This window comes from Neobacillus niacini, from assembly GCF_031456445.1.
GTDB lineage: Bacteria > Bacillota > Bacilli > Bacillales > Cytobacillaceae > Neobacillus > Neobacillus niacini_I.
This window is the reverse complement of the sequence record NZ_JAVDUQ010000019.1, coordinates 66,577-92,806: the sequence shown is the minus strand read 5'-3', so window position 1 is coordinate 92,806 and position 26,230 is coordinate 66,577. Positions and strand designations below refer to the sequence as shown.

Below are 26,230 nucleotides of genomic sequence, written 5' to 3'. Positions count from 1 at the left end.
CCCCATTATCTAAATGATTTTTTATTAATTATACAAAAAAGTACCCTATAGGTAGACTTTTTTTCTAAGTGTCTACTCTATAGGGTACATTTTATTTCTGGCAGCTTTTTTTTATGAAATCATTTTTTCAATGATCAACCTTTTCCCTGTATTCAATGTAAATTCAAACCGATCATTGACCTTTTCAAAATAGAAAAAATGGTGCTGTACATTGCAAATTTGTTCCTGATTATCAAAAACAATAAAATTCACCCCATCCTTTCGCTGTTCCTCTGATAAGAAAGATAAATGGTTATAACAATAGATACAATCATAAATAGAAAAACCTAATGAGTTTAGGGTAGTGACAAATTGGAAAAAGGCATCATCATTAATCCCCTCAAGCAATCTCTCCAGGGAATAGACTAAATGCTTCTTGATTCTTACTTGATCATGGTCACGAAGCATAATGACTTCGTTTCCAATACGGATTTTCCCTGACTCAAATAAAATCCCTCTCCTCCAGCGGTTCGTCCGGAAGATTTCAATTTCCTGCTGAAGAAAATCATCAAGCATATTTGCTTCTTCCGTTTCCTCATCAAAGAAAATCCATTGATCATTAATTTGTTCAACAGTTCCCTCGTTAAAAGCTCTCTGTTGATTATGAAAAAGTTTGTTTCGTTGCTGTTGATTCATGTTTAAACCTCCGTGCCAAATGCTTTCATCTTCTTTGTAGACATCTTCCTGCAAATTTATAACTTGGTATACCAAATTTTTTGGACAATTAACCAATTGCTTTGGGCTGAATACACTACAACATGTAATTGAAATTTGGAGTTTCAATAGTAGAAAGGAGTAAGCTGCCGTGTGCGGGATATCTGGATGGGTAGATTTTGATAAATTATTAAAAAATGAAACAGAAACAATAGCAAAAATGGCCAATACACTTGCAAAAAGAGGCCCTGATGAAACGAACATCTGGACAAATACACATGTTGGTTTTGGACATAAGAGACTCATTGTTGTCGACCCGGAAGGGGGAAGACAGCCAATGTCAAAACAAAAAGAAGGTATTGTGTACACCATTTGCTACAACGGGGAATTATACAATACAGAAGATCTGCGTAAAATTCTCCATACTAAAGGATATTCGTTTAAGGGTCATTCTGATACAGAAGTTCTGTTAACAGCCTATATAGAATGGGCGGAAGAATGTGTAAATTATTTAAACGGGATTTATGCTTTTGCTGTTTGGGATAGTAAAAAGGAACAGCTATTTATCGGACGTGACAGATTAGGGGTAAAACCGCTCTTTTTCACGGAACACAAAAAAGGGTTACTTTTTGCATCGGAATTAAAAGCAATCCTCACGTACCCTGAAATAAAGACCGAGCTCGACCGTGAAGGGCTCGCCGAAATTCTTGGTACAGGACCATCAAGGTCACCAGGTTCAGGGATTTTTAAGGGAATTAAGGAGCTGCGCCCTGCACATGCATTGACTTTTTCAAAAAATGGTCTAAAAACTTGGCGCTATTGGAACGTGAAAAGTGAAGAACATAAAGATTCGGTGGAGGAAACAGCGGAAAAGGTCCGTTTTCTGGTGACAGATGCAGTGACGAGACAGCTCGTTTCGGATGTTCCTTTATGTACTTTTTTATCCGGAGGGCTTGATTCAAGCATCATAACGGCGATTGCAGCAAAAGGTTTCCAAGACCAAGGAAAAGGGCAACTCCACACATACTCGATTGACTATGAAGGCAACGATCTCCATTTTACTGCAAATGAATTCCAGCCGGATTCGGACGGGAAATATATCCAAATGATTATGGATCGATTTAAAACCTTACATCATAACAAAACCATATCACAGCAAAAACTGGTAGACGATCTTATCGAAGCTGTTCATGTCAGAGACTGTCCTGGAATGGCAGATGTGGACTCCTCCTTGCTTTGGTTTTGCAAGGAAATCAAAAAGGATTTCGTCGTAAGCCTTTCTGGCGAATGTGCCGATGAAATTTTTGGCGGCTACCCATGGTTTCATCGGAAACAAGATTTGGAGCGGCCAGGATTTCCATGGATGCGTTCCGTTTCTGAACGGGAAAAACTATTAAATAACCACTGGCGGGAAAAATTAAAGCTATCTGAATATGTGATGGAACAGTATCAGCAAGCTGTAAAGGAAACGCCGAGATTACCGGGAGAAAGCTTGGAAGAATCGAAACGGCGGGAGCTATTTTACATCAATATGACCTGGTTTATGACCACATTACTTGACCGCAAGGACCGAATGAGTATGGGGGCAAGCCTTGAGGTCCGGGTTCCCTTTGCTGACCATCGACTTGTTGAGTATGTTTGGAATATTCCTTGGGATGTTAAGATGTACCGAGGAAGGGAAAAAGGAATTTTACGCAAGGCATTCGAAGGAATATTACCGGAAGAAGTCCTTTACCGGAAGAAAAGTCCTTATCCCAAAACACATAATCCAGAATACACCACAATGATTCAGAAGCAAATGAAGGAAATTTTAAACGATAAATCATCGGCACTTCATGAATTTTTCGATAAAACCTCTTTACAAAGCATTGTCGATTCAGGTGGGGAATCTTTTAAGGAACCATGGTTTGGCCAGCTGATGACAGGACCTCAGCTCCTTGCCTATTTCCTCCAACTACACACATGGTTTAAGGATTACAATATAAATATAGTAAATTGAGATAAAATTTGGATTTAGAACCATTATTGAATTAAAATGGGTGTAGGGAAGAGGGAGATCCTCTTCCCTTTTTAAGGGAGGAAAAATACATGAAAAGAATAATACCCATTTTAATCTCCGTTTTTCTACTGTCTTCTGTTCCTGCAAATGCAGCGGTAAAAAAGGAAAAAAGATTATGGCAGGATGAATCCATCTATTCGATCATGGTGGATCGTTTTAATGACGGTGATACAACGATTAATAAGAATGTGAATACGAAAGATCCCAATGTCTATAATGGCGGTGATTTTCGAGGAATCATCGATAAACTCGACTACATACATGATATGGGCTTTACCGCTATCCGTCTTAATCCGATTTTTGACAATGCCGACGAGGGATACCATGGTTTTTGGGTGAAAGACTTTTATAAAACGGACGAGCATTTTGGCTCGATTCAGACATTTCAAAACCTCGTACGCGAGGCGCATAAGCGTAAAATGAAGGTATTGATTGATTTTCCTGTAAACAATGTCGCAGCAAATCATAAGTGGGTGACAGATCCAAACAAGCAGGATTGGTTTCATAAAAAGCAGGAAATCCAGGATTGGAACAACCCCAAAGAGGTTGAAAACGGCTGGGCAGATGGGTTGCCAGACCTTAATCAGGACAACCCTGAGGTAAAAACGTATTTAATAAAGGCTGCAAAATGGTGGATTCAAAAAACAGACATTGATGGCTATAGTTTGCCAGAAGTAAATATGGTGCCTGTCAGCTTTTGGAGTGATTTTTCAACAGTAGTAAAAAGTGTGAAGCAAAACTTTTTCCTTATGGGAATTCCGGCAAAAAAAGCGCCAATAATTGGAACAGAGTATGAAAAAGCAGGGATTGGAAGTCTATTTAATGACCCGCTTAGTGCTGATTTAAGGGATGCCTTCGCCACTACGGACCAATCGTTACGACCTGTTTTTTCCGAGTTAGACAAGGAAACGAAGCAATTCAAACAATCAGAGGACATGGCAAATTATTTCGATAACGAATATACGACAAGATTTACCCGAGAAATTGTAAAAAATAAACAGTTTCCAGGTTCTCGTTGGAAAACGGCGCTAACCTATTTATATACAATTCCGGGAATACCCGTTTTTTATTATGGAACGGAGATTGCGTTAAATGGCGGTGATATTCCTGATAACCGCCGGCAAATGAGCTTCCGGGCAGAAAAAGAATTAATTGATTTTATCACAAAAATTGGCGAACTTAGAAATCAGCTTCCCTCTTTGACAAGAGGAACAATCGAATTGTTGTATGAAAAAAACGGGATGGTCATTTATAAGCGTGAGTATAAAGGAGAAACCTCAGTCATTGCGATTAACAATACGAAAAAATCGCAAAGTATCACCTTAACCGGGAAGCAATTAGAAGGGGGAAAAGAGCTTCGCGGTTTACTTAATGGGGATACGGTCAAGAGTAACGGCAAACAATATACGATTATCATTGACCGGGATTTATCAGAAATTTATGTGTTGGCAGATAAGACAGGAATGAACATTCCATATGTTTCAGCAATCATGATCGTGATGATCTTAGCTGTTCTATTTTTATTCTTAATTATAAAAAGAAGCAGCAAGAATAGGGATTAATTTTTTCAATGCACCGGAGAAAGACTCCGGTGCATTCTAATGTCTAGCTCCAGCGTCTAGGGGCGACAAGGCGCTTCCGATTTCCTCTTTTAACCGTTAATAATCTCCCCGCCATTCACATGAATCATTTGACCGCTGATATAGGAAGAATCATTGGATGCTAAGAAAACATAGCTGGGGGCAAGCTCATGCGGCTGTCCTGCTCTGCCTAATGGTGTGGTGCTGCCGAAAACAGCAACTTGATCGGCAGTAAATGTAGATGGAATCAGCGGGGTCCAAATTGGCCCTGGCGCTACTCCATTCACGCGAATTCCTTGTGACGCAAGCGATAGGGCAAGCGATCGGGTAAACGAGACAATTGCCCCTTTTGTTGCGGAGTAATCCAGTAATTGCTCATTCCCCTTATAGGCAGTGATCGATGCTGTGTTTATTATCGATGCCCCTTTTTTTAAATGTGGGAGTACCATTTTTGACATATGAAAATAGGAGAAAATATTGGTCCGAAACGTTTTTTCAAGCTGTGCAGCTGTAATATTCAATAAGCCTTTTTGAGGATGCTGTTCTGCTGCATTGTTTACAAGTATATCAATTTTACCGAATGCATCGATGGTTTTGTTCACGACATCCTTACAATAATCTTCGCTGCCAACATCGCCGGAAAAGAGCAGGCAGCGCTTTCCTTCTGCTTCAATTAACTGTTTTGTTTCTTCGGCATCCTGATGTTCTTCTAAATAGACAATCGCCACATCTGCCCCTTCTTTAGCAAAATAAATGGCTACTGATTTTCCGATGCCGCTATCAGCTCCGGTAATAATCGCCGTTTTTCCAGATAATTTTCCACTGGCTTTATAATTTGTATCGACAGAAACAGGTCTGGGATTCATTTCACTTTCCACGCCAGGCTGATGGTTTTGATGCTGTGGCGGAAAAACCGCTTTTGGTTGTTTTTGGCTGCTCATTTTATTCCCTCCAAGTGTCAATTACACTTTTTAGTTTTCGATAAAAAGTTAAGAATATGAAAAAAGGGAAAAGGTTTTTCAACCATTTCCCATGTTTTCTATCGATAATTTATGAATTGAACATCTACAGTAAGGTCTGCTTCTCGAACCAATGATATGATTTTTTGGAGATCATCCCGGTTCTTGCCACTGACACGTACTTGGTCGTCTTGCACCTGGCTTTTGACCTTAACACCGCTATTTTTAATGATTGTGTTTATTACTTTTGCATTTTCTTTATCAATTCCTTGAACTAGTTTTGCCCTTTGTCTTACGGTTCCGCCGGAAGCTTTTTCAATCTTGCCGTAATCAAGATTTTTTATCGGAATCCCTCGTTTAATCAATTTGCTTAAAAGGACATCCTTCAATTGGTCTAATTTATATTCGTCATCTGAAATAAGGACAAGCTCTTCTTTATCTAGTGATACTTCACTTTTACTGCCTTTAAAATCGTAACGCGTCTGGATTTCTTTCATGGTTTGCGTGATGGCGTTTGTGACTTCAGAAAAGTCTACTTTGGATACAATATCAAATGAACTGTCTTTGGACATAACAAAATCCCTCCTATTTATCTTTTTCGTCAATTTTTGCTATGGTTTCCCTTTATGGCTACATTATAGTAAAATATAGCAGTTCAAACAACTATCTCCAAGGAAAGAAAAGGGGAGTAAACATGTCATTAAAAGAATTGATTGGCCAGACCACCACTTTGGAAGTGGCACGAAAAGCGCCTTTTGGCTATTTTTTAACAGATGGAAATGAAGATGTCCTGTTACATATAAATGATGCCGAGCGTGAATTTGAAGAAGGGGAGCATTTAGAGGTCTTTCTTTTCCATGATTCGCAGGGGAGAATGACTGCGTCAACAAAGATTCCGGAAATTTCTGTTGGCACGTATGGATGGGTCAAGGTAACAGATGTCAATCCGGAAATTGGAGTTTTTTTAGATATTGGAATGCAAAAGGATCTTTTATTAGGTGCAGATGATCTCCCTGCCCATAAATCCGTTTGGCCGAAGCCTGGGGATATGGTTTACATTACATTAAGGGTAAATCGTAATTATCTTTTGTATGCAAAGCTTGCCAGTGACCAAATCATTCAATCCATTTCCGTTAAAACAACAAGAGAAGCATTCAATAAAAATGTCCAGGGTCATATTTACCGTACGGCAAAGGTCGGCAGTTGGGTTTATACGATTGAGGGCTTTAAGGGTTTTATTCATGAGTCACAAAGACAGCAAGAACCCCGTCTAGGACAAAAAATCGAAGGCAGGGTCATTGATGTTAAGGAGGATGGAACGGTTAATATTTCGCTGCTTGCGAGGAAAGAGGAATCGCTAGATCAGGACTCAGAAAGAATTTTTGAATATTTAATGAGTAGAAATGGTGCTATGCCATATGGAGACAAAAGTATGCCTGAGGACATTCAAGAACGATTTGGGTTAAGTAAAGGAGCTTTTAAACGAGCTCTTGGGAAGTTGATGAAAGAGGGCAAGGTTTATCAAGAGGACAGCTGGACCTATCTGAAAAAAGAATAGTAACTGATTACATACTCCTTTTCAAAATGATTACACTAAGGATTGAACATGAAGGAAAGGAGTTTTGAATTTGCCTCATACAACTGATAATGATAAAAAAGCACAGGATAATAATGCCTTAAGACATGAAAAAAACATGATGCGCGAAAAAAACCGCCAAGCAGGGAAAAATCAATACTCGAAGAAGACGGATCACAAATGAAACAAGTGAGGCATTTAGCCTCACTCGTTTTTAATTATGGCAGCTGATTTAAAAAGAATATTGAAACGGTTCCTGCCCCTGTATGGGCGCCAATAGCTGAGCCAATCGAGGAAATATATACCTCTTTTGGGTGTAGTTCCTCTTCCATCATTGCTTTTACCTCTAAGGCAGTTTCCTCATTATCCGCATGGCTAATTCCGATCACTTGCTCCTGTATATCGGATCCGCGTTCCTTCATTAATTCAATTATCCGGCGTAATACTTTCTTCTTACCGCGTATTTTTTCAATCGGAACTAATTTGCCGTCTTCTACGTTTAAAACAGGTTTAATATTTAGTAATCCTCCGAGAAAGGCGGATGCCTTTGAAACCCTGCCACCCTTTGCTAAATAGTCTAAGTCCTCAACCGTGAAAAGGTGCTCCATATGCTCGCTTCTAAAAACTACATCCTTCAAAATTTCTTCTTTTGGAACATTCTCGGCTGAAAGCCTTGCTGCTTCCATCACAATTAGCCCCTGTCCTAGAGAAGCACACTTCGTATCGATAATTGTTAGATTAAAATTTGGATATTTTTCCTTCACTTGGTCAAGAATCATAACAGCGGTGGAATAAGTTCCTGATAACTGTGAGGAAAATGCTATGTAAATTCCATCTTCATTATTTTCAGCCATACTTGTAAAGATTTCCTCAAATAATAGGGGAGATGCTTGGGACGTTTTCGGTACACTTCCGTTTCGGATCGCATCATAAACGGTTTTAGGATCAATGGTTTTTACATCCTCATATTCCTGACCATTTACATGAACACTTAACGGAATCAGTGTTACATTGTTTTCATGATAAAAATGTAAGGGTAAATCACACGCACTATCCGCCAGAATTTTTACCTGCATGAAACTCACCTGCTTTCAAGCTAATTATGGTTAATTTCAGTTTATCGGTTTAAAGATGAAAATACAATTCGTAATTGGAAAGTACTTCAAAAAAAGGAATATTTAATTTTTGTGGATGAAGGGGATGATGTAATGCTTTGGCTGCAAACAAAAAAACTGATAATTGTCGTGGCGGGGGCTTTATTGAATTCGGTGGCAATGAACCTATTTTTAATACCTGCCAATGTCTATTCCAGTGGCTTTGCAGGGATTGCCCAATTGCTTTCAAAAGTGTTAAGTGAACATACACCGCTTCACGTCTCGACGGGATTTTTATTGCTGGTGTTAAATATTCCAGTAGCGATTCTTGGCTGGATGAAGCTAGGAAAGTCTTTCACCATTTATAGCTTTCTAAGTGTCGTCCTTACATCCTTATTCCTAACCATCATTCCGATCAATAAGGTATCTCACGACATTCTTTTAAATGCCGTATTTGGCGGTGTAATTTTAGCTGTTGGGGTGGGGATCACTTTAAAATGGGGAGCATCAACAGGTGGATTGGATATCATTGCAATGGTTCTATCCAGGATGAAAGACAAACCGATTGGGATGTATATGTTTATTTTAAATGGAATTATTATTGCAACTGCCGGGCTTCTTTACGGCTGGGAAAAAGCCCTTTATACACTGGTGACCTTATACACTTCCACGAGGGTTATTGATGCGATTCACACAAGACATGAAAAGCTTACTGCGATGATCATTACAAAAAAAGCAGATGAATTGAAAAAAGCAATTCACGCTAAACTGGTTAGAGGAATCACGTTGATTCCCGCAAAAGGGGCTTTTTCCAATGAAACTCGTGATATGTTGATGATTGTGATTACTCGATATGAGCTTTTTGATTTAGAAAGAATCATTAAGGAAGTTGACCCAAATGCGTTTACGAATATCATTGAAACAGCCGGAATTTACGGTTTCTTTCGAAAAGATTAACAGGAGGCATTATGAAAAAACTATTTTGTGTTTTTCTACTATTTTTTTCTTTTCATTCAAATACCCTAGCAAATGGAACCGAGAGGGATGTAAGTAAACCAGAGTTTACATTTAATGTAATCCCTTCAGCAGGTCCAGAAGGCGTGGAATTTGAACTTCTTCTCATGAATGAAGGTGATATACCGCTAAAACTAGAATTTCCAACTTCTCAGCTTTTTGAAATTACCGTCACAGATACGAGTGGAAATGAATTATATCGATACTCGAAAGGACGCTATTTTTTACAGGCTTTTCAATCGATAAAGATAGAGCCAAAAACTTCTTATAAAAGAATTGCTGTTTGGGACTATACATTGGATGGGAAAAGGGTACCAGCTGGTGAATATAACGTTCATGTCACCTTAAAAGCTGTAAATTTGAATGAGGAACCAATTTCAATTAGGGACAAATTAACCATCGATAAAAAAATGATTATACCTAAAGAGAATCCAGTCTTCCGCCATGTGAAAGTGGAAGGAAATCGTGGGAAATATCAAATCATTGGTGAAACAAAACCGTCGAAAGGGTCCTTTTTCTATACTGTGGAAGATGGACACGAGGAGTTTGTTGAGGAAAAACAAATGGATATTGGCGGTGAAACTCAAGAGTGGAAACCGTTTAAGATTCAACTTCTAATTCCTGAAACGAAACTTCCTGATAATGGTTCATTAATTTTATTTTTATATGAACGAAATCATCAAAATAAAATAATCCATTCCTTCCCAGTAATATTAGAAAAATTTTATCAATAAGAAAAATAGAAGCGCCAAAAGGCGTTTCTATTTTTCTTTGAAAGCGGCTGGGCTTTCGCTAATCTTATTGCTCAAGCTCATTTTGCATTTGTTGGAGCTGACGTTGTTCGGCGAATGTGGAATTAGCAAATGCGGAACTTAAGGCATTTTTGGCTTTTTCCACAGCAGAATCACGTTCAGCTGGGCTGGCAGACTTCGCCATCTCCACAAATCTTCGTGCTTCTTGGAATAATTGGTTACTCATTTTATATTCCTCCAAGCGAGGAGTCATGCACATTGGACATTTTCTGAGCTTCCGCTTCAGCGTAGGTCATGTGATAGGGGATACGTTCAGCATGTTTAGAAACCGTATCTTTTCCTTGCTGGACAAAGCGTTTTGATTTGTTTCGTTTACCCATTCGAATCCCTCCAATGTTTGAGCTTCGCTTGAAACAGCGGATGCTGCTTCAAAAATTAGTATGCTCCGAATTGATGTTTTCATTTAGGTAAACTATGGCGAAAAAAGAACTATTTTAAATTTAATAAATCAGCTAAAAATTTCCCAACGCCATCCTCTTCATTCGTAAGGGTTACATCATTTGCAATATTTTTCAACTGATCAATGGCATTTCCCATGGCGATTCCATGTCCGGCATATTCAATCATTTCAAAGTCATTATCTTCATCCCCAAAAGCGATCACTCTTTCAGCTGGAATATTGAAAGAATCAGCTGCTTTTTTCAAGCCAACCGCTTTGTTTAAACCGGATTTAATAATTTCAATCACATGCCAAGGCGCAGCCCAGCTGCGTTGTTCAATAACTTCAGCGTGGATTTCAGATAAATGCTGACGAATAAGCTTTAATTCATCTTCTTCTGTATGAATCAATAAACTTGTTGGTGAATCATTTAAAAAATTACTTAAATCCCCGGTTGTTACCTTTGGTTTCCCCATTCCAAAAATATCAAGAAGCTTCTCATCGTGGTAATGAAAATATACATCATCCATTACTTCTGCAATGATATTATGAAATTGGAAGGATCTACAGGCTTCAACAATATCTTTCGCTACTTTAACATCTAATGGCTCATGATAAAATCCCCATCCAGGGTTTCGTGGATGATGCATAAATGCTCCATTGAAATTAACAATAGGAGTATCCAATTCCAATTCATGATAATACATTTCACTGGAACGGTACGGTCTTCCTGTTGCAATCATCACGATATGTCCCGCGTCTCGGGCTTTTTTCAAAATATCCTTTGTTTTTAATGATATCGTTTTGTCGTCTTTTAATAATGTTCCATCTAAATCTAAAGCAATTAAGTGTCTTTCTGCCATATGGATATAGACTCCTTCTCTTTTTTTATAGGATAAGAAAGAAAATTTTTTGACTTTGAGAATTGTCCAGCTCCAGCGCCTAGCCCCTCGAGGTTTCAATTCTGCTCCTGCGGCAAAGCATATTCGAGGAAGCACTGTTCACCTCGTCGCATGCCTGCAAGGGTGAAAAATTCAATGATGCAGGCATGCCAATGAAGTCAAAGAACGACTTCACTGTCAGGCCCTCCAGCACTTGTCGGGGCTGACCAAGGCGCTTGCGCTTTTCTTATTAGAAACAGTAGAGGTCTTTATTTTAGGAAAATGTATATTTACATGTTACACTACAATTGTGATTTTTTTAAAAATTCATTATAAAAAGTTTAAAACTAATATAAATACTATGTTAACAATTTTATACCTAACCTGTAAAAAAATTCACATCATCCAATACAAATTATCGATATACTTATGATATAGCTTCAAGAGGAGTCTATGGTCATCATCGAAAGAGAGTATATTAACGATATACCTGCATTAGAAGTAGTCAGGGAAGGTTTATTAGCCACAGTTAATTGGTTTGTAGAATATTTGTAAAGTAACTAGAAAAATAACAGGAGTGATTATAATGAATGAAGAATTAAAAGAAAATATCATGGGCGCCCTAGAGCTAGTAGTCGATCCTGAATTAGGTGTTGATATTGTTAATTTGGGTTTAGTTTATAATGCGGAAATGGATGATGATGGCAAAGTTGATGTTACGATGACGTTAACTTCCATGGGATGTCCGCTTGCAGGAACGATTGTCGATCAGGTGAAAAGAGCATTAGCAGATATTCCGGAAATTAAAGATGTAGAGGTTCATATCGTTTGGAATCCGCCATGGAATAAAGAAATGATGTCCCGTTATGCTAAAATTGCCCTTGGAATCCGTTAGAACAGCAATATAACATTATTCTAAAAACAGCAGAGGTTAATCTGCTGTTTTTTTGTCCTTCACAAAAAAGACATAAATGCCTGCCTCTTAAGTGAGTTACTTCACATTTTTCAAATATAAACAACATTATAATACAGTTATTAATGCTGTTTGTTTTGAAATAGCTGATGTAGGAGGCGTTTCATCATGGCTATTAGCCGAGATTTTAATAAAGATCCATTTATCGTTATCTGGGAACTTACACGTGCCTGTCAATTAAAATGTCTGCATTGCCGTGCCGATGCGCAATATACAAGAGACCCGCGTGAATTAACCTTTGAAGAAGGCAAACATCTTATTGATCAAATATATGATATGAATAATCCAATGCTTGTATTTACAGGCGGAGATCCTCTTATGAGGGAAGATATTTTTGATATTGCTAAATATGCAGTTGAAAAGGGTGTCCGTGTTTCAATGACCCCGAGCGCTACACCAAATGTAACGAAAGAAGCGATTCTAAAGGCGAAGGAAGTCGGCTTATCCCGCTGGGCATTTAGTATTGATGGGCCAAATGCTGAGGTTCATGACCATTTCCGTGGTACTGCCGGATCCTTTGATTTGACAATGGAAAGAATTAAATATTTGCATGAAGTGGGACTACCGATTCAAATTAACACGGTTATATCCAGATATAATGTCGAATATCTCGATGAAATGGCTAAAATGGTCGAGGATTTAAACTGTGTCCTATGGAGTGTTTTCTTCTTGGTGCCGACCGGCAGAGGCCAGGTTGCCGATATGATCTCTCCAGTAGAACATGAGAAGGTCCTAAGATGGCTATATGATTTAAGTAAACGAGTATCCTTTGATATCAAAACAACTGAAGCAATGCATTACCGCCGAGTGGTCATACAGCAAAAAATGCGTGAAGCGAAACAACAAACGGATGAAATTGACTATTTAAATGCCTTAACGGAAAAAGGGTTAACGGGTTCGATTGACGGTCTGGGCCGTGCACCAAAAGGCGTTAATGACGGAAATGGCTTTGTGTTTATTTCTCATATTGGGGATGTATATCCTAGTGGACTTTTACCTGTAAAAGCGGGGAATGTCCGTGAGGTACCACTAGCGGAAATTTATCGCGAGTCTCCAATCTTCAAATCGTTACGGGATCCAGATTCCTTTAAAGGTAAATGTGGTGTATGCGAATTCCGTTATGTTTGCGGCGGATCAAGATCTAGAGCTTACGCGATGACAGGGGATTATCTTGAAAGTGAACCATTCTGCGTTTACATTCCAAAAGTGCTAAGAGAAAAGCAGGAGCTATAAAAAAATGAGGAGGCAATCGGATTCGATTGCTTCCTCAAATCTATTCAATATTGCAATAAACTGCTGGACAGTTCTCGCAGCCAATTTCATCTTTTAAATATTGAAGATCCAAAATCGAGATTTTTCCTTTTTTAACTGCAATAATATTGTCTTTCTTTAATTCACTTAAAATACGGTTTGTACTTTCACGGGAAGTACCGCAGAAATTCGCAAGCTCCTGATTTGTAAGAGGTAAATCAATTAATATTTCATGATCATTATGAATACCATAGCTATTAGACATACGAATAAGCGTTGAAAAAAGTGCACCGCGTTTCCCATTTAAGACGAGGTCACGAAATTTAGTTTGGGTTTTTCGAAAATGATCACTCATCCATTTCATGAATTCAAAAGCAAGTTTGCTGTCTTGGAAAATTTCGCTTTCAATCACATCTTTCTTAATGGCGACAATTTCCCCTTCTTCTAGGACCTTGGCGCTAAGTAAATATTTGGGATTATCCGTGAACAGTGTCAATTCTCCACAAATGTCGTTTGCCCCACAGATTCTTAAGGATAGCTCTCGTCCATCTGAGGTAATTTTGCTGATTTGGATTTTACCGGAAAGGATGATATAGAGCTCTTCAGCTACCATTCCTTCTTGGAATAAAAATTTTCCTCTTTCACTTCTGAAATTCCGGTCAGCAAATTTAAGTAATTCTTTTATTTCTAATGAGTGAGTTGGTTTCATTCTCGTCATCATTCAGGTTTCACCTCATTTATAGTTAAAAACTAGTTATTTTTCACTAGGTCATTTTGTATTGTTATAAACATTTTACCTCAGGTCTTTGTAAAAGGAAGAAGTAAACAATGACAATATAGTGAAAACTGAGCATGTTTTTTTACAAAAATTGAAATGCTTGTACGATGGTCTTTCCAAAAAGATTCGTTTGTTCCTTATCCATCTTCTGTTATGATAAATAATGAGTTAACTAGTAGGTAATAGTGCTTTCGTCAAACTTTAATAAATTTATGGTTTTTAAAAATAATGGAGTTGATACAAATGGAAAATACCATTATTAAAGATAAATTTAATCGGCCCTTACATGATTTGCGGATTTCTATTATTGATCGATGTAATTTCCGCTGCCAGTATTGCATGCCGGCTGACCAATTTGGACCGGATTTCGTCTTTTTACCAAAAAGTGCTTTATTAACATATGAGGAAATTGAGCGGCTAGCAAAGATTTTTGTACAGTTAGGAGTGGAAAAAATCCGGTTAACCGGCGGAGAACCGCTGTTAAGAAGGGATTTACCGCTTTTAGTTAGCAAACTTTCTAAAATAGACGGCCTTAAGGATATTGGGTTAACCACAAACGGTGTCATGCTAAAGAAATTTGCTGAAAAATTAAAGCAGGCTGGTCTTAAACGGGTAAATGTCAGTCTTGACAGCCTGAATGATGAATTGTTCGGAAAAATAAACGGACGGAATATTGGAACCAAACCTGTTTTAGAAGGAATCGAAGCGGCGAAACAGGTAGGATTAGGCGTGAAAATCAATATGGTAGTGAAAAAAGGACTGAATGATTCAGAAATCATTCCGATGGCGGATTTCTGCAAGAAAAATGAACTGGAGCTCCGGTTTATTGAATTTATGGATGTTGGTTCAACGAACGGTTGGAAGATGGATGATGTCATAACGAAAAAACAGATTTATGAAATGTTAAAGGAACAACATGATCTGGAGCCGGTGAACCCTGCTTATTTTGGTGAGGTGGCTAAACTTTACCGGTATAAAGATACGGATGTAAATGTTGGTTTTATTTCTTCCGTTTCTGAGTCTTTCTGTTCAAGCTGCACCCGTGCACGTTTATCAGCAAATGGCCAAATATTTACCTGTTTATTTAATGGAAACGGTCATGATCTTCGGAATATCATGAGAAATGGTGCTACGGACGAGGAACTAACGAAGAGGATTACAGAGATTTGGAATGGTCGCGATGATCGTTACTCTGACGAAAGAATGGCTGAATCCAATAAGAACCGGAAGAAAATTGAAATGTCTTATATTGGTGGATAATAAGAAAGCCTGCTTCTAAGGAAGCAGGCCATTTTATTAATCTTCAATATAGCGTGGGAATAAAATGTTATTTTCAAGGTGTACATGCATGAAGGTTAATCCTTCCATATCCTCCAAACGCTTGTACACTAATCGATAAGTTCCGCAAGCATCTAGTGGAAGTTCAAAATCAGCTGTTACCGCGCGGATTTGTCTTAAAATTTCCCCGGCATGGTCATGTTCTTTTTCAAGCTCTACAATCATGGCGATAGCTTCTTCACGATTAGGAACGGTATTATCTGCAAGCTGTCTAATTAATGGGAAAACAATTTCTTCTTCTTTCGCCATATGTTCAATCATTTCTTTTTTAAATTCATAAAAAAGCTCATTTACCTTTAACAGCTCTGGATGGTTGTCACCATGTACGCGTGATACCTTTGTCACATAAGGGCTAAGTTGTGTTAATTCTTCTTCCGTTACACGATGGTACGCGGCAATCACATGATCAATAATGGTATTGGATTCAGAATTCGTCCATACTTCTAAATCTGTATCAGCCGGTTCGCTTTTTTCATAAACCTCTTTTAATTCTTCGATTAAATTGTCCATATTGAGGTTGTTTTGTGCAGCAGCTTGTGATAATGGAATATTCCCGCCGCAGCAAAAATCAATCCGATTTTTTTTGAAGACATCACTTGTTTTAGGTAATTCGTTTACAATATCTTTAACTAATGTATCTGAAGTAAATGGAATGGTCATAATATTTCCTCCTTAAATAGTGAAAAGTTTCTTACTTGTTATTAGCATAATCGATTATGAAGTAAAACTGGGTGACTAATATCACACAATTCATATGATATTTATGTTTAAAATAGGAGCATGATAGGAAGCGTGATAGTTGCGATGTTCAGACAGTTTCGATAGTCTAATAATACAATCGTCTATAATGAATTTCATTGATTAAAGGCAGGAGCTGATTCTTTTGTTAGAAAGAAGAAACCCGATTCCAGTAGGGGATGCGGTAAAAAGAATAATGGAAAACCAACTTGCTGGTGTGACAGAATATGTCTCGATAGAAGAGAGTTATGGTCGTATTTTAGCAGAAAATATCATTGCCACTAATGATGTCCCACACTTTGACAGGTCACCATATGATGGCTTCGCAGTGCGTTCCATTGATACAAAAAACGCTTCGCTAGACCAATCTGTAGAGTTTGAAGTCATTGATCATATTGGAGCGGGCCAGGTATCCGGCCAAATAGTGAACGAGTTTCAAGCAGTTCGAATTATGACAGGCGCGATGATGCCTGATGGGGCTGACGCTGTTGTCATGCTTGAACTGGCAAATAGCTACGAAAAGAATGGTAAACCCTATATGTCCATTAAGCGCAAGCTTAATAAGGGAGATAATGTGTCATTTCGAGGGGAAGATACAAAGACAGGAGAAACCCTAGTAAAAAAAGGGACATACATAAATCCTGGTGTACAAGCCATCCTCGCCACATTTGGTTATAGTGAGGTTCCGGTCGCAAAAAAACCAATGATCGGATTGTTTGCAACAGGAACGGAGCTTTTAGAGGTAAATGAACCATTAGAACCAGGAAAAATCCGCAATAGCAATGCATATATGATTGCCGCCCAAATTGAAAGAGCTGGAGGCTCTGTTCACTATTATGGCAAGCTCCCGGATGATTTTGATACATGCTTCGAAGCAGTGAAAAATGCTTTAGATAAAGTCAATTTACTCATCACAACTGGTGGAGTTTCAGTGGGAGATTTTGATTATCTTCCAGAAATCTATCAAAAATTAGGGGCTGAGGTGTTATTTAATAAGGTAGCCATGAGACCTGGAAGTGTGACAACGGTCGCTAAGTTCCATGATAAAATTCTATTTGGACTCTCGGGAAATCCTTCAGCTTGTTATGTAGGCTTTGAATTATTTACAAGACCCATTATTCGTAAGATGCTGTTTGCAAATCATCCGCATCTAAGAAAAGAAAAGGCTGAACTCCTTGCGAATTTCCCTAAACCAAATCCTTTTACCAGATTTGTGCGGAGTACTGTGCAAATAAATGAAGGCAGGCTGACTGTATCTCCTAGCGGGAGGGATAAGTCCAATATCGTGACGAGTCTTGCTGGTGCTAATTCTTTAATGGTATTGCCGGGCGGTACACGAGGTTTTGAGGTAGGGAATATCGTGGAGGTCCTTTTGTTAGAAGACCATTCTGGAAGTGAGTGGCCTTGGTAAAGCCAGTTGTCTTTCAGGTAGTTGGCTATCAAAACAGCGGCAAGACAACGGTGACGGGAAAGCTAATAGAAGCCTTAAACAAACTTGGACTAAAAGTAGTTACGATTAAACATCATGGCCATGGCGGAAAGCCCAATTTGTTCCCTCAAAAGGATTCTTCGAGGCATATCGTTGCCGGAGCACTTGCTTCCATTGTCGAAGGAGAGGGGCGATTGCTTCTTCAGGTGGAAAAAACAGAGACAACTCTTGAAGAGCAAATTGAGCTTTTAAAAAATTTATTCCCGGATGTTATCTTAATTGAAGGGCATAAGCAAAAGGATTTTCCAAAGCTTTTGATTCTTAAGGATAAAGCAGATCTTTCGTTATTAGAAACGGTAAAAAATGTAGAAATAATTCTATATTGGGATGAAAATCTCAAGCCTATTTTGGAAAAATCAGTAGGACCATTACTTTATAACATTCACGATCAAACAGCTATTAATAAAATTGCTGAATACCTAACAAAAAAGGAGGCCTGAGCCTCCTTTTCCCTTCTCCATACCAAATATATTCATCCCTTCGCCCTTGGTAAAGGTGAAAATTTCTTCACAATATTCTCAGTAAATCTGTGATATGTTTCACATATTTTCTTGATTTTCTATTTTATATTTAGGATAAGCCAGGGAAATAGGAGTGAACGAAATGAAGCTATTTTTACCTAAACAACACGGTGCATGGGCGATGATCATCATTCCATTTTGGCTGGGAGTGATAAATGGGGGATTCTTATGGCAGGTCATTCCCTTTTTTATTGGATGGATATTATTGTATTTAGGGACATACCCGATGCTTCTATTATTTAAAAGGAAGAAGCTTCCTTTTTATACGAAATGGACACTTTATTACATGGTTCCAGCTATTTTACTATTGCTGTTTCCGCTGATTAAAAGGCCTTCGATCGTTAATTTCGGTCTTTTAATGGTTCCGTTTTTTATCATTAATGCTATTTTTTCTGCGAAAAATAAAGACAGGGCATTAATGAATGATTTAAGTGCTATTTTTGCCTTTTCCATTGCCGGTATAGCTACCAGTTATTTGGGACAAGGGGTGATAACGGCTCATGCCATCTTGCTCTTTTTAGCATCTGTTTTATTTTTTGTTGGCTGTACGTTTTATGTAAAAACAATGATTCGGGAAAAACGAAATAGGCACTTTAAATGGATATCATGGGCTTATCATGTTATAATTCCTGCAGCTTGGGTCCTATCAGGGTTATGGATTACGGCGATTGCCTATATACCGAGCCTTATTCGCTCTATTCTTTTTTATGGAAAACCATTATCACCGAAACAAATCGGTATATATGAAATCATCAATTCGGCAATCTTTTTTATGATCATGACCATCCAATTGATGATTTTAAAATAAAAAATCGGTCTAGTTGACCGATTTTTTTAGTCTATTTTACATATATCTATAGGACAATCCTCACAATCGATTTCTGTCTTTAAAAAATTAAGATCATGGACAGTAATCGAACCTTTATTTACCGAAATGATTCCATTTTTTCGCAAGTCGCTGAGTAAACGATTTACCACTTCACGGGATGTACCACAGAAATTGGCAAGGTCCTGATTTGTTAACTGTAATTCAATTAAAATCCCATCACTCGTTTTCATTCCGTAACTATTTGTTATCCTTATAAGGGTGGAATATAAGGCACCTTTTTTACCATGAAGAACGAGGTCGCGGAATTTTGTCTGTGTTTTCCGGTATTGCCGGCTCATCCATTTCATGAATTCCAAAGAAAGCGGAAGATTTACCGAAAGTTTTTCTTCCAGAACATCCTTCATAATTACTGCCACTTCTCCACTTTCTATGACACGTGCACTTAATAGGTATACTGGGGCAGGTGTAAATAAATCGAGTTCACCAACCAAATCTCCTTTTGAACACATTCTTAAGGTAAGTTCACGTCCATCAGGAATAATTTTCGTTAATTGTACGATCCCGCTTTTGATCATGTATAGTTCATTGGCGGCAGAACCTTCTTGGAAAAGAAAAGAACCTTTTTCTATTTTACGAACATGGGAAACCGCATTTGAAAGTTCGGTTAGCTTTAAGGGAACTTCATTTAATGACTGCATAACATAACCACCTTATCAGGAGCGAACCGAATCGCAATTTTGATTGAATAAATAAAGTCATGTCTTATTACAAGATATTACTATAATTATATTGTTAACAAAGAAAATTTCGCAATAAATGTGGAATAAATTCATACAATCGTCATAAACTAAAAATTTTGCCGCATATTGCTTAGGAAATATTGTCGGAAAATGGTAAGTGTTTGAAAGAAATTCCTTTAATGGCTGCGTTATATTTGGAAATAATAATATTGTACTCGATAAGGAGGGATTCGGATGGGACAAAATCGCCATTTTAAATCAGGACAAAAGGCGCCAAACAATGGCGTATATATTGAGGTTGGAGAAACGGGAGATAATGTTGTAAATCCCAAACAGATTAAGCTAAAAGCGGGAGATGCATTCCCTGAAACATCCAATGACAACCGCCATTGGACCTATCAGCGTAAACCATAAAGCAAAGCTGAGTCATCCTTAATGGATGACTTTTCTCTTGTGCAAAATTTGTCTTTTTTATAAAACAAGATATAATATAAATAAAGGTCAAAAATGGTCAAATGAGGTGGAAGTATGGACTTAAACCAAATGACAGAACGATTGCAAAAAGGATTACTAAATGCACAAACCATTGCCATAAAACAACATCATCAAGAGGTGGATGAACCTCATTTATTTATAGCACTTATGAATCAGGAAGACAGTCTGGCTGTTTCGATTATGGACAAGATTGGATTGCATCCTGATCGGGTACAGGAAAAGTTCCAAGAAGAATTAACAAAGAAACCACAGGTTACCGGAGGAGGCACAGAACAAGGGAAACTTTTTATTACGGCATTATTGCAAAGGCTCTTTGCAGAAGCAGAAGAATTTGCTGCCAAATTTTCAGATGAATATTTATCTGTGGAACATATCATGCTGGCTGCTGCCTTTTCCAATGAAAGCAGCTTTAAAAAAATGATAAAAGCATTTGGTAAAACACCAGAAGATATGATGCAGGCAATTAAAGAAATAAGGGGGAACCAAAGAGTGACTTCACAAAATCCTGAAGCAGGGTACGATGCCTTAAAGAAATACGGCAGAGACTTAGTAGCGGAAGTAAAAGCGGGGAAAACGGATCCGGTAATAGGCAGGGATGCTGAAATTCGTCATGTAATCCGAATTTTATCAAGGAAGACGAAAAATAACCCTGTTTTGATTGGAGAGCCTGGAGTAGGGAAAACGGCAATCGTTGAAGGGTTGGCACAAAGGATTGTTAGAAAAGATGTTCCGGAAGGACTAAAGGATAAAACCATTTTCTCATTGGATATGAGCGCTTTAATTGCTGGTGCAAAATTCAGAGGAGAATTTGAGGAAAGACTGAAAGCAGTCTTAAATGAAGTAAAAAAAAGTGAAGGACAAATTCTTTTGTTCATTGACGAAATCCATACCATTGTCGGTGCCGGTAAAACGGAGGGAGCAATGGATGCAGGCAATATGCTTAAACCAATGCTTGCCCGCGGGGAACTGCATTGTATTGGGGCGACCACACTTGATGAACACCGTAAATATATCGAAAAAGATCCTGCTCTCGAAAGAAGATTTCAGCAGGTTCTTGTTCAAGAGCCTGATGTCGAAGATACAATCTCGATTTTAAGGGGATTAAAAGAACGATTTGAGGTGCATCATGGTGTGAAAATCCATGATCATGCCCTTGTAGCTGCGGCAACATTATCGGATCGCTATATAACGGACCGATTTTTACCGGATAAGGCGATTGATTTGGTAGATGAGGCCTGCGCACTGATTCGAACGGAAATCGACTCGATGCCAACAGAATTGGATGAAGTTACCCGCAGGGTCATGCAGTTAGAAATTGAAGAGGCTGCATTAAGAAAGGAACAGGATGAAGCAAGCAAACAGAGACTGGAAACTCTTTTAAAAGAGTTAGCGGAACTAAAGGAACAAGCGGATGCGATGAAAGCAAAATGGCTCCTCGAAAAGCAAAGTATCCAGCGACTTCAGGAGAAGCGGGAACAAATTGAAAAACTTCGCCGGGAACTCCAACAGGCTGAGGACCGTTATGATTTAAACAGGGCTGCAGAACTTCGCCATGGGCTGATTCCATCAGCGGAGAAAGAATTAAAAGAGTTAGAAGCAACAGCTGAAAAGAGTGACAAACTTTTAAGGGAAGAAGTAACGGGGGAAGAGATTTCAAATATCGTTTCAAGATGGACCGGAATCCCATTATCAAAGCTGGTTGAGGGAGAAAGGGAAAAACTATTAAAGCTCGAAGATCTATTACATGAGCGGGTTATTGGTCAAGATGAGGCAGTACAATTGGTTTCAGATGCTGTACTTCGGGCTCGGGCAGGGATTAAAGATCCGAATCGCCCAATAGGTTCATTCCTTTTTTTAGGACCTACCGGCGTCGGAAAAACGGAATTAGCGAAGGCTTTAGCCGAGGCTCTCTTTGATAGTGAGGAACAAATCATTCGAATTGATATGTCGGAATATATGGAGAAGTTTTCGGTTTCAAGGCTAATCGGTGCTCCTCCTGGTTATGTAGGATATGAAGAAGGTGGCCAGTTAACTGAAGCCGTTCGAAGAAGACCTTATTCCGTCATCCTGCTAGATGAAATTGAAAAAGCACATCCGGAAGTTTTTAATATTTTATTGCAGGCTCTCGATGATGGACGAATTACCGACTCACAAGGGCGTACTGTAGATTTTAAAAATACAGTTATGATTATGACATCCAATCTTGGTTCACAGTATTTGCTTGAGGGCAGTGGAAATGAGATGGAAATTAGCGAAACTACCAGAGATAAGGTATTTAATCAATTAAGAACCCATTTCAGACCGGAGTTTTTAAATAGAATTGATGAAACCATTCTTTTTAAACCATTATCATTAAGTGAAATCAAAACGATTGTAGTGAAAATGATGAATGAACTAGAGAATCGTTTAAAGGATCAACATATTGAAATTTCTGTAAGTGAAGGGGCAAAAGAGTTTATTGCCGAAAATGGGTTTGATCCTGTTTTTGGAGCAAGACCATTAAGGCGGTATATCCAGAGAAGTATTGAGACAAAGCTTGCTAGAGCGATCATTGCGGGAAAAGTTCGCGATCACTCGAAAGTAATTGTGGCTTGTGAAAATGGGGAAATAGAAATATCCATTCAATAAAGCGTAGATTACGTACAAAAAAAAGGTCATCCTTAAAAAAGGATGACCTTTACTAATGTTTAATGTTTTTGAGCAGGCTCGTTCGGAATCAATGCAGAAATAACATAAACTAAAATGGTTACAATTACTCCTAAGATTGCACCGAGTTGAAAATTAAAAGCAGATCCAGTCATCGAGCTGACAACATAGGTTAACATCTCAACTAATAAAAATGCCCAGAAAAAAGTCCAAAAATATCGCACAAAATTCACCTCTAAAAATTTTTCATCTCGTTTAATATTACCATAGCATAATAAATTAATAAACGCTATTTTCGCTTTTTCCATTATGGGCTAAAAAATACGCTGAATACCCTGCAAATTGGGCAAACCCCCCTTTCAACTTATGTGAAGCAACATACAATATGGTGAGGGATTATGTAAAAGGGGATATAACGATGGAGAACCGGAATTTTCAGTTGGATACCGAGTGGAATATCATCCATTACCCTGAAAGACCTACAGGTTTCGGGATATTAGTAATCGGTGATGAAAGGCATTTTGTGGATGAAAGTAAAAGCTTCTGGGGTCAGAATGAAGGAAAGCTTACGATTATCAATCAATTAAAAGAATCTGGGTACACCATTTTTTCCTCAAATCTGTATGGCCGAAATTGGGGCAGTGACGAAGCGGTGGAGCTCGCCGAAAGATTATACCAATATGTCATTCGCCATGAAATTTTGAATGACAAGATTCATATTTTAGCAGAAGGCATGGGGGCCCTTGTGGCAATAAAGTTAATGGAGAAAATGAAGGGGCATCTCAGGTCAGTGGCCCTCTTAAATCCGATTCTTTCCTTAAAGCATCATCTCGAACAAGAGAAGGAGCATAAATTTTTCTATAAAAAATTGATGAGGGAATTAGAGGAAGCCTATAAAAAGGATCATAAAATTCTTGAAAGTGAACTTCTCCAATTAGATAGTGCAATTAAACTTGATTTTGGCATTCCAGTAAAAATCATTCATGTAATGTCCGGAGGAAAATCTTATCATCAATCAAAGCTTATCCAGCAAATTGTCAGCCAAACGGAAATTAGCCCCAGTTACGTTGTTCCTGAAAAAAAACAACAGCTGGGTAAAATGTTTATAAAGTTTTTCAAGCGATATGAAATATTCCTTTAATTCACCTCCTCCCTAAATGAAATAATTCCTTATTCTTTGCATAGGATTCAATAAGGTAATTTTAGGGAGGAAGATTTTATGGACAAGGCAGTCATTTTTAATGTATTTGATTTCGTTAGCTTTCATTTCTGCAAGGCATTGCTAAATAATGGGGTAGAGGTTAATGGGGTTATTCTAGATATGAATCAGAAGGAACCTTATCTAGATGAAAAAAGGCTGGAAGTAGGTAGAAATGCTAATTTTATTGAGTATTCATTAACAGATTGGGAAGAAGGAAATGATCAGCCAACGTCAAAAACGAACGTTATTTTTTCATTTTATGACCTCTATATGCTTCATAAAGAGAAAATTTTGGAAAATGAATCCGTAACAAATCCCGTTCTGAAATACCTGAATGAACAGGAAAGAAAAGATTTAATCATTTTTCTCCTGCCCAGCCAATTGGTTACCAGGTCTAAATTCTCGAATACTTTAAATATTTTCACGGACTTTTTAAAGAAAGCGAATCTGCCTGCTGAGGAAGTGCAATTATTTTACTTACCTACTCTTTACGGTACATGGCAGCCGGAAACCTTTCTTTTTCAAAGAAAAATTTTAACCAGTCTGAACAGAAGTGTTCAGGTTCAAGGGGAGCGGGAAGATAGGACTGACGCCCTGTTTATTGATGATGCCCTTGAAACCATGTTGGAAATAATCGAAAGCAAAAAGCCCGGCAGTTATTTATTTGAAAGCGGCAAAAAGGATTATTGGAAATTGTGTGCTAAATATTTACAACTTGATGGGAACCAACTAGATTCGGAATTCCGTGAAAAAATGGTGGGAAATCGACAAATTGTAAAGGTACCAGTTAAAAGTGTTACACCGATCGAGGATTCCTTATCAAAACAGATGGAGCATATTCAACAGTTATATTCTAATATTCTGTGAGATTAATTAAAAATGATTAACAGATACTGGATATAGAGGAAATTTATCTTTTCATTTTATTTCAGAGGGGTTAGAATATAAGTGGTTAAAATGGTGTTGTGAAACGTGTTAGAGGTCTGGCGCTATTAGAAGGAGATGCATTGAATGCTAAACCGTTTCGGGATCATTCTTTTATGCTTTTTTTTACTTAGTGCTTGTAGTGGAACAAAATCTACAGGCAAGTTACAGAAAGTTGGGCTGTTAGTTCCCGAAACAGTCAATGACCAAGTGTGGGGGACAAAAGGTTTTAAAGGGATGCTCCGAATTCAATCCAAATTTAATGTGGATGTTTATTATAAGGAAGGGATGAATTCTGAAGCAGTGGTGAAACGAGCTGTTAAGGAATTTAGCCAAAAAGGGGTAAACTTAATTTTTGGACATGGTTCTGAATACGCTGAATATTTTAATGATATATCCAAAGATTACCCAAAGATTCATTTTGTCAGCTTTAATGGTGACGCAAAAAATAAGAATACGACCAGCTTGACTTTTAAAGCGTACGCGATGGGTTTCTTTGGTGGTATGGTTGCTGCACATATGTCAAAAAGGCATAATGTAGGTATACTTGCAGCCTATGAATGGCAGCCTGAGGTAGAGGGCTTTTATCAGGGGGCTTTAGCTGAAAATAAAAATACACATGTCGACATTGAATATGTTGGGAATTGGGATGATGTGAAAAAAGCAAACGAGCTGGTCGATTATATGCTGAAAAAAGGAGTGGATGTCGTTTATCCGGCTGGAGATGGGTTCAATGTTCCAGTGATTGAAAATGTAAAGGAACATGGATTAAATGTTATCGGCTATGTATCAGATCAATCTGATTTGGGTGAGAATACGGTATTAACAAGCACCATTCAACAAGTAGATAAATTATACGAATTGGTGGCAAAACAATACAATGAAAATCATTTAAAATCCGGTAATCTTTCATTTGACTTCCAAGATAATGTGATTACATTAGGTAAATACAGCCCATTAGTGGACAAAGAATTTAGACAAAAAATGAACAAGCAAATTGAAAAATATAAACAAACAGGAAAACTGCCAAAAGAAGGAGATACATATGATTAATCAGGATAAATCTTTACAATTTATGCAGATTGCGTTGAAATACTTACCAGAAGCAAAAGACCAATTAGATAAAGCTGGAGTAGAATTATCAATGGATTTAGTACAGCCCTTCATGAATTTATTTACTAAGGTTATGCAAGAGGCCTATGAGCTCGGTTGGGAAGAGGGTAGAAAGGAATTAGGCCAGGAATGAAAAATCAGCTGCCA

At 38.1% G+C, this 26,230-nt stretch carries 29 protein-coding genes; 18 read left to right on the top strand and 11 right to left on the bottom strand.

Going from position 1 to position 26,230, the window contains the following annotated elements:
* Positions 1–111: 111 nt before the first annotated feature.
* A complete protein-coding gene (locus J2Y67_RS16175; RefSeq protein ID WP_310175813.1) occupies positions 112–675 on the bottom strand; it encodes a DUF2777 domain-containing protein in 564 nt (187 codons plus the stop codon).
* Between the two features lie 169 nt (positions 676–844).
* On the opposite strand from J2Y67_RS16175, the gene asnB reads away from it, so the two are divergent.
* Together asnB and J2Y67_RS16165 are read left to right on the top strand one after the other, a co-directional pair.
* On the top strand, positions 845–2,692 hold the full coding sequence (asnB, locus tag J2Y67_RS16170) for an asparagine synthase (glutamine-hydrolyzing) (protein ID WP_310175811.1): 1,848 nt from the start codon (positions 845–847) through the stop codon (positions 2,690–2,692).
* Positions 2,693–2,781: 89 nt separating this feature from the next.
* On the top strand, positions 2,782–4,314 hold the full coding sequence (locus tag J2Y67_RS16165) for an alpha-amylase family glycosyl hydrolase (protein ID WP_310175809.1): 1,533 nt from the start codon (positions 2,782–2,784) through the stop codon (positions 4,312–4,314).
* An 89-nt stretch (positions 4,315–4,403) separates the two neighbouring features.
* Here the strand turns inward: J2Y67_RS16165 and J2Y67_RS16160 are convergent, their stop codons facing one another.
* On the bottom strand, positions 4,404–5,273 hold the full coding sequence (locus tag J2Y67_RS16160) for an SDR family oxidoreductase (RefSeq protein WP_310175807.1): 870 nt from the start codon (positions 5,271–5,273) through the stop codon (positions 4,404–4,406).
* A 98-nt stretch (positions 5,274–5,371) separates the two neighbouring features.
* Positions 5,372–5,863, bottom strand: a complete 492-nt coding sequence (locus J2Y67_RS16155) for a YajQ family cyclic di-GMP-binding protein (RefSeq protein ID WP_310175804.1) — start codon at positions 5,861–5,863, stop codon at positions 5,372–5,374.
* 122 nt (positions 5,864–5,985) lie between these two features.
* Between J2Y67_RS16155 and J2Y67_RS16150 the strand changes: the two genes are divergently transcribed.
* Together J2Y67_RS16150 and J2Y67_RS16145 are read left to right on the top strand one after the other, a co-directional pair.
* Positions 5,986–6,849: a CvfB family protein gene (locus J2Y67_RS16150; RefSeq protein WP_310175803.1), complete on the top strand. Its 864-nt coding sequence runs from the start codon at positions 5,986–5,988 to the stop codon at positions 6,847–6,849.
* A 70-nt stretch (positions 6,850–6,919) separates the two neighbouring features.
* The gene (locus J2Y67_RS16145; protein WP_083402464.1) at positions 6,920–7,051 is read left to right on the top strand and encodes a DUF3941 domain-containing protein; all 132 of its coding nucleotides are present in this window, start codon (positions 6,920–6,922) and stop codon (positions 7,049–7,051) included.
* 34 nt (positions 7,052–7,085) lie between these two features.
* On the opposite strand, the gene J2Y67_RS16140 is transcribed toward J2Y67_RS16145, so the two are convergent.
* Positions 7,086–7,943 carry a DegV family protein gene (locus J2Y67_RS16140; RefSeq protein ID WP_310175800.1) on the bottom strand — a complete coding sequence of 286 codons (858 nt, stop codon included), beginning with the start codon at positions 7,941–7,943 and terminating at the stop codon, positions 7,086–7,088.
* Positions 7,944–8,075: 132 nt separating this feature from the next.
* Here J2Y67_RS16140 and J2Y67_RS16135 point away from each other — a divergent pair, with 132 nt between their 5' ends.
* The gene (locus tag J2Y67_RS16135; protein WP_310175799.1) at positions 8,076–8,918 is read left to right on the top strand and encodes a YitT family protein; all 843 of its coding nucleotides are present in this window, start codon (positions 8,076–8,078) and stop codon (positions 8,916–8,918) included.
* A gap of 11 nt (positions 8,919–8,929) precedes the next feature.
* Positions 8,930–9,709: a BsuPI-related putative proteinase inhibitor gene (locus J2Y67_RS16130; protein WP_310175797.1), complete on the top strand. Its 780-nt coding sequence runs from the start codon at positions 8,930–8,932 to the stop codon at positions 9,707–9,709.
* Positions 9,710–9,773: 64 nt separating this feature from the next.
* Here J2Y67_RS16130 and J2Y67_RS16125 read toward each other — a convergent pair whose 3' ends face one another.
* The 3 genes from J2Y67_RS16125 to J2Y67_RS16115 all read right to left on the bottom strand — a co-directional run bounded on the left by J2Y67_RS16125 (position 9,774) and on the right by J2Y67_RS16115 (position 11,029).
* Complete coding sequence (locus J2Y67_RS16125; RefSeq protein ID WP_310175795.1) at positions 9,774–9,953, bottom strand: DUF3813 domain-containing protein; 180 nt, start codon at positions 9,951–9,953, stop codon at positions 9,774–9,776.
* Between the two features lies 1 nt (position 9,954).
* The gene (locus J2Y67_RS16120) at positions 9,955–10,107 is read right to left on the bottom strand and encodes a hypothetical protein (RefSeq protein WP_310175793.1); all 153 of its coding nucleotides are present in this window, start codon (positions 10,105–10,107) and stop codon (positions 9,955–9,957) included.
* Positions 10,108–10,216: 109 nt separating this feature from the next.
* Positions 10,217–11,029, bottom strand: a complete 813-nt coding sequence (locus J2Y67_RS16115; RefSeq protein ID WP_310175791.1) for a Cof-type HAD-IIB family hydrolase — start codon at positions 11,027–11,029, stop codon at positions 10,217–10,219.
* Positions 11,030–11,633: 604 nt separating this feature from the next.
* Between J2Y67_RS16115 and J2Y67_RS16110 the strand changes: the two genes are divergently transcribed.
* On the top strand, positions 11,634–11,942 hold the full coding sequence (locus J2Y67_RS16110; protein WP_310175789.1) for a metal-sulfur cluster assembly factor: 309 nt from the start codon (positions 11,634–11,636) through the stop codon (positions 11,940–11,942).
* 186 nt (positions 11,943–12,128) lie between these two features.
* Positions 12,129–13,253 carry a TIGR04053 family radical SAM/SPASM domain-containing protein gene (locus J2Y67_RS16105; protein WP_310175787.1) on the top strand — a complete coding sequence of 375 codons (1,125 nt, stop codon included), beginning with the start codon at positions 12,129–12,131 and terminating at the stop codon, positions 13,251–13,253.
* A 40-nt stretch (positions 13,254–13,293) separates the two neighbouring features.
* Here J2Y67_RS16105 and J2Y67_RS16100 read toward each other — a convergent pair whose 3' ends face one another.
* A complete protein-coding gene (locus J2Y67_RS16100; RefSeq protein ID WP_310175785.1) occupies positions 13,294–13,992 on the bottom strand; it encodes a Crp/Fnr family transcriptional regulator in 699 nt (232 codons plus the stop codon).
* 300 nt (positions 13,993–14,292) lie between these two features.
* Here J2Y67_RS16100 and moaA point away from each other — a divergent pair, with 300 nt between their 5' ends.
* Positions 14,293–15,309 carry a GTP 3',8-cyclase MoaA gene (moaA, locus tag J2Y67_RS16095; protein WP_310175782.1) on the top strand — a complete coding sequence of 339 codons (1,017 nt, stop codon included), beginning with the start codon at positions 14,293–14,295 and terminating at the stop codon, positions 15,307–15,309.
* Positions 15,310–15,345: 36 nt separating this feature from the next.
* On the opposite strand, the gene ric is transcribed toward moaA, so the two are convergent.
* On the bottom strand, positions 15,346–16,047 hold the full coding sequence (ric, locus tag J2Y67_RS16090) for an iron-sulfur cluster repair di-iron protein (RefSeq protein WP_310175781.1): 702 nt from the start codon (positions 16,045–16,047) through the stop codon (positions 15,346–15,348).
* 223 nt (positions 16,048–16,270) lie between these two features.
* Here ric and J2Y67_RS16085 point away from each other — a divergent pair, with 223 nt between their 5' ends.
* The 3 genes from J2Y67_RS16085 to J2Y67_RS16075 all read left to right on the top strand — a co-directional run bounded on the left by J2Y67_RS16085 (position 16,271) and on the right by J2Y67_RS16075 (position 18,943).
* Positions 16,271–17,536 carry a molybdopterin molybdotransferase MoeA gene (locus J2Y67_RS16085; RefSeq protein ID WP_310175779.1) on the top strand — a complete coding sequence of 422 codons (1,266 nt, stop codon included), beginning with the start codon at positions 16,271–16,273 and terminating at the stop codon, positions 17,534–17,536.
* Positions 17,524–18,054: a molybdopterin-guanine dinucleotide biosynthesis protein B gene (gene mobB, locus J2Y67_RS16080; RefSeq protein WP_396954090.1), complete on the top strand. Its 531-nt coding sequence runs from the start codon at positions 17,524–17,526 to the stop codon at positions 18,052–18,054. Before J2Y67_RS16085 ends, mobB begins: the two co-directional genes overlap by 13 nt.
* A gap of 163 nt (positions 18,055–18,217) precedes the next feature.
* The gene (locus J2Y67_RS16075; protein WP_310175775.1) at positions 18,218–18,943 is read left to right on the top strand and encodes a YwiC-like family protein; all 726 of its coding nucleotides are present in this window, start codon (positions 18,218–18,220) and stop codon (positions 18,941–18,943) included.
* 26 nt (positions 18,944–18,969) lie between these two features.
* Here J2Y67_RS16075 and J2Y67_RS16070 read toward each other — a convergent pair whose 3' ends face one another.
* Positions 18,970–19,662, bottom strand: a complete 693-nt coding sequence (locus tag J2Y67_RS16070) for a Crp/Fnr family transcriptional regulator (protein WP_310175773.1) — start codon at positions 19,660–19,662, stop codon at positions 18,970–18,972.
* Between the two features lie 276 nt (positions 19,663–19,938).
* On the opposite strand from J2Y67_RS16070, the gene J2Y67_RS16065 reads away from it, so the two are divergent.
* On the top strand, positions 19,939–20,118 hold the full coding sequence (locus tag J2Y67_RS16065; protein ID WP_310175771.1) for a YjzC family protein: 180 nt from the start codon (positions 19,939–19,941) through the stop codon (positions 20,116–20,118).
* Positions 20,119–20,232: 114 nt separating this feature from the next.
* On the top strand, positions 20,233–22,827 hold the full coding sequence (gene clpB / locus J2Y67_RS16060) for an ATP-dependent chaperone ClpB (RefSeq protein WP_310175769.1): 2,595 nt from the start codon (positions 20,233–20,235) through the stop codon (positions 22,825–22,827).
* Positions 22,828–22,886: 59 nt separating this feature from the next.
* On the opposite strand, the gene J2Y67_RS16055 is transcribed toward clpB, so the two are convergent.
* On the bottom strand, positions 22,887–23,069 hold the full coding sequence (locus J2Y67_RS16055) for a YjzD family protein (protein ID WP_310175823.1): 183 nt from the start codon (positions 23,067–23,069) through the stop codon (positions 22,887–22,889).
* 194 nt (positions 23,070–23,263) lie between these two features.
* Here J2Y67_RS16055 and J2Y67_RS16050 point away from each other — a divergent pair, with 194 nt between their 5' ends.
* From J2Y67_RS16050 to J2Y67_RS16035, 4 genes are all read left to right on the top strand, one after another.
* Positions 23,264–23,986 (top strand): lipase family protein, encoded by a 723-nt coding sequence (locus J2Y67_RS16050; protein WP_310175767.1) that lies wholly within the window; start codon positions 23,264–23,266, stop codon positions 23,984–23,986.
* Between the two features lie 78 nt (positions 23,987–24,064).
* Positions 24,065–24,913 (top strand): hypothetical protein, encoded by an 849-nt coding sequence (locus tag J2Y67_RS16045; protein ID WP_310175765.1) that lies wholly within the window; start codon positions 24,065–24,067, stop codon positions 24,911–24,913.
* 144 nt (positions 24,914–25,057) lie between these two features.
* On the top strand, positions 25,058–26,023 hold the full coding sequence (locus tag J2Y67_RS16040; protein WP_310175763.1) for a BMP family ABC transporter substrate-binding protein: 966 nt from the start codon (positions 25,058–25,060) through the stop codon (positions 26,021–26,023).
* Entirely contained in the window at positions 26,019–26,216 is a 198-nt protein-coding gene (locus J2Y67_RS16035) for a ComZ family protein (protein ID WP_310175821.1), read from the top strand. The genes J2Y67_RS16040 and J2Y67_RS16035 overlap by 5 nt, the downstream gene beginning before the upstream one ends.
* Positions 26,217–26,230 lie beyond the last annotated feature (14 nt).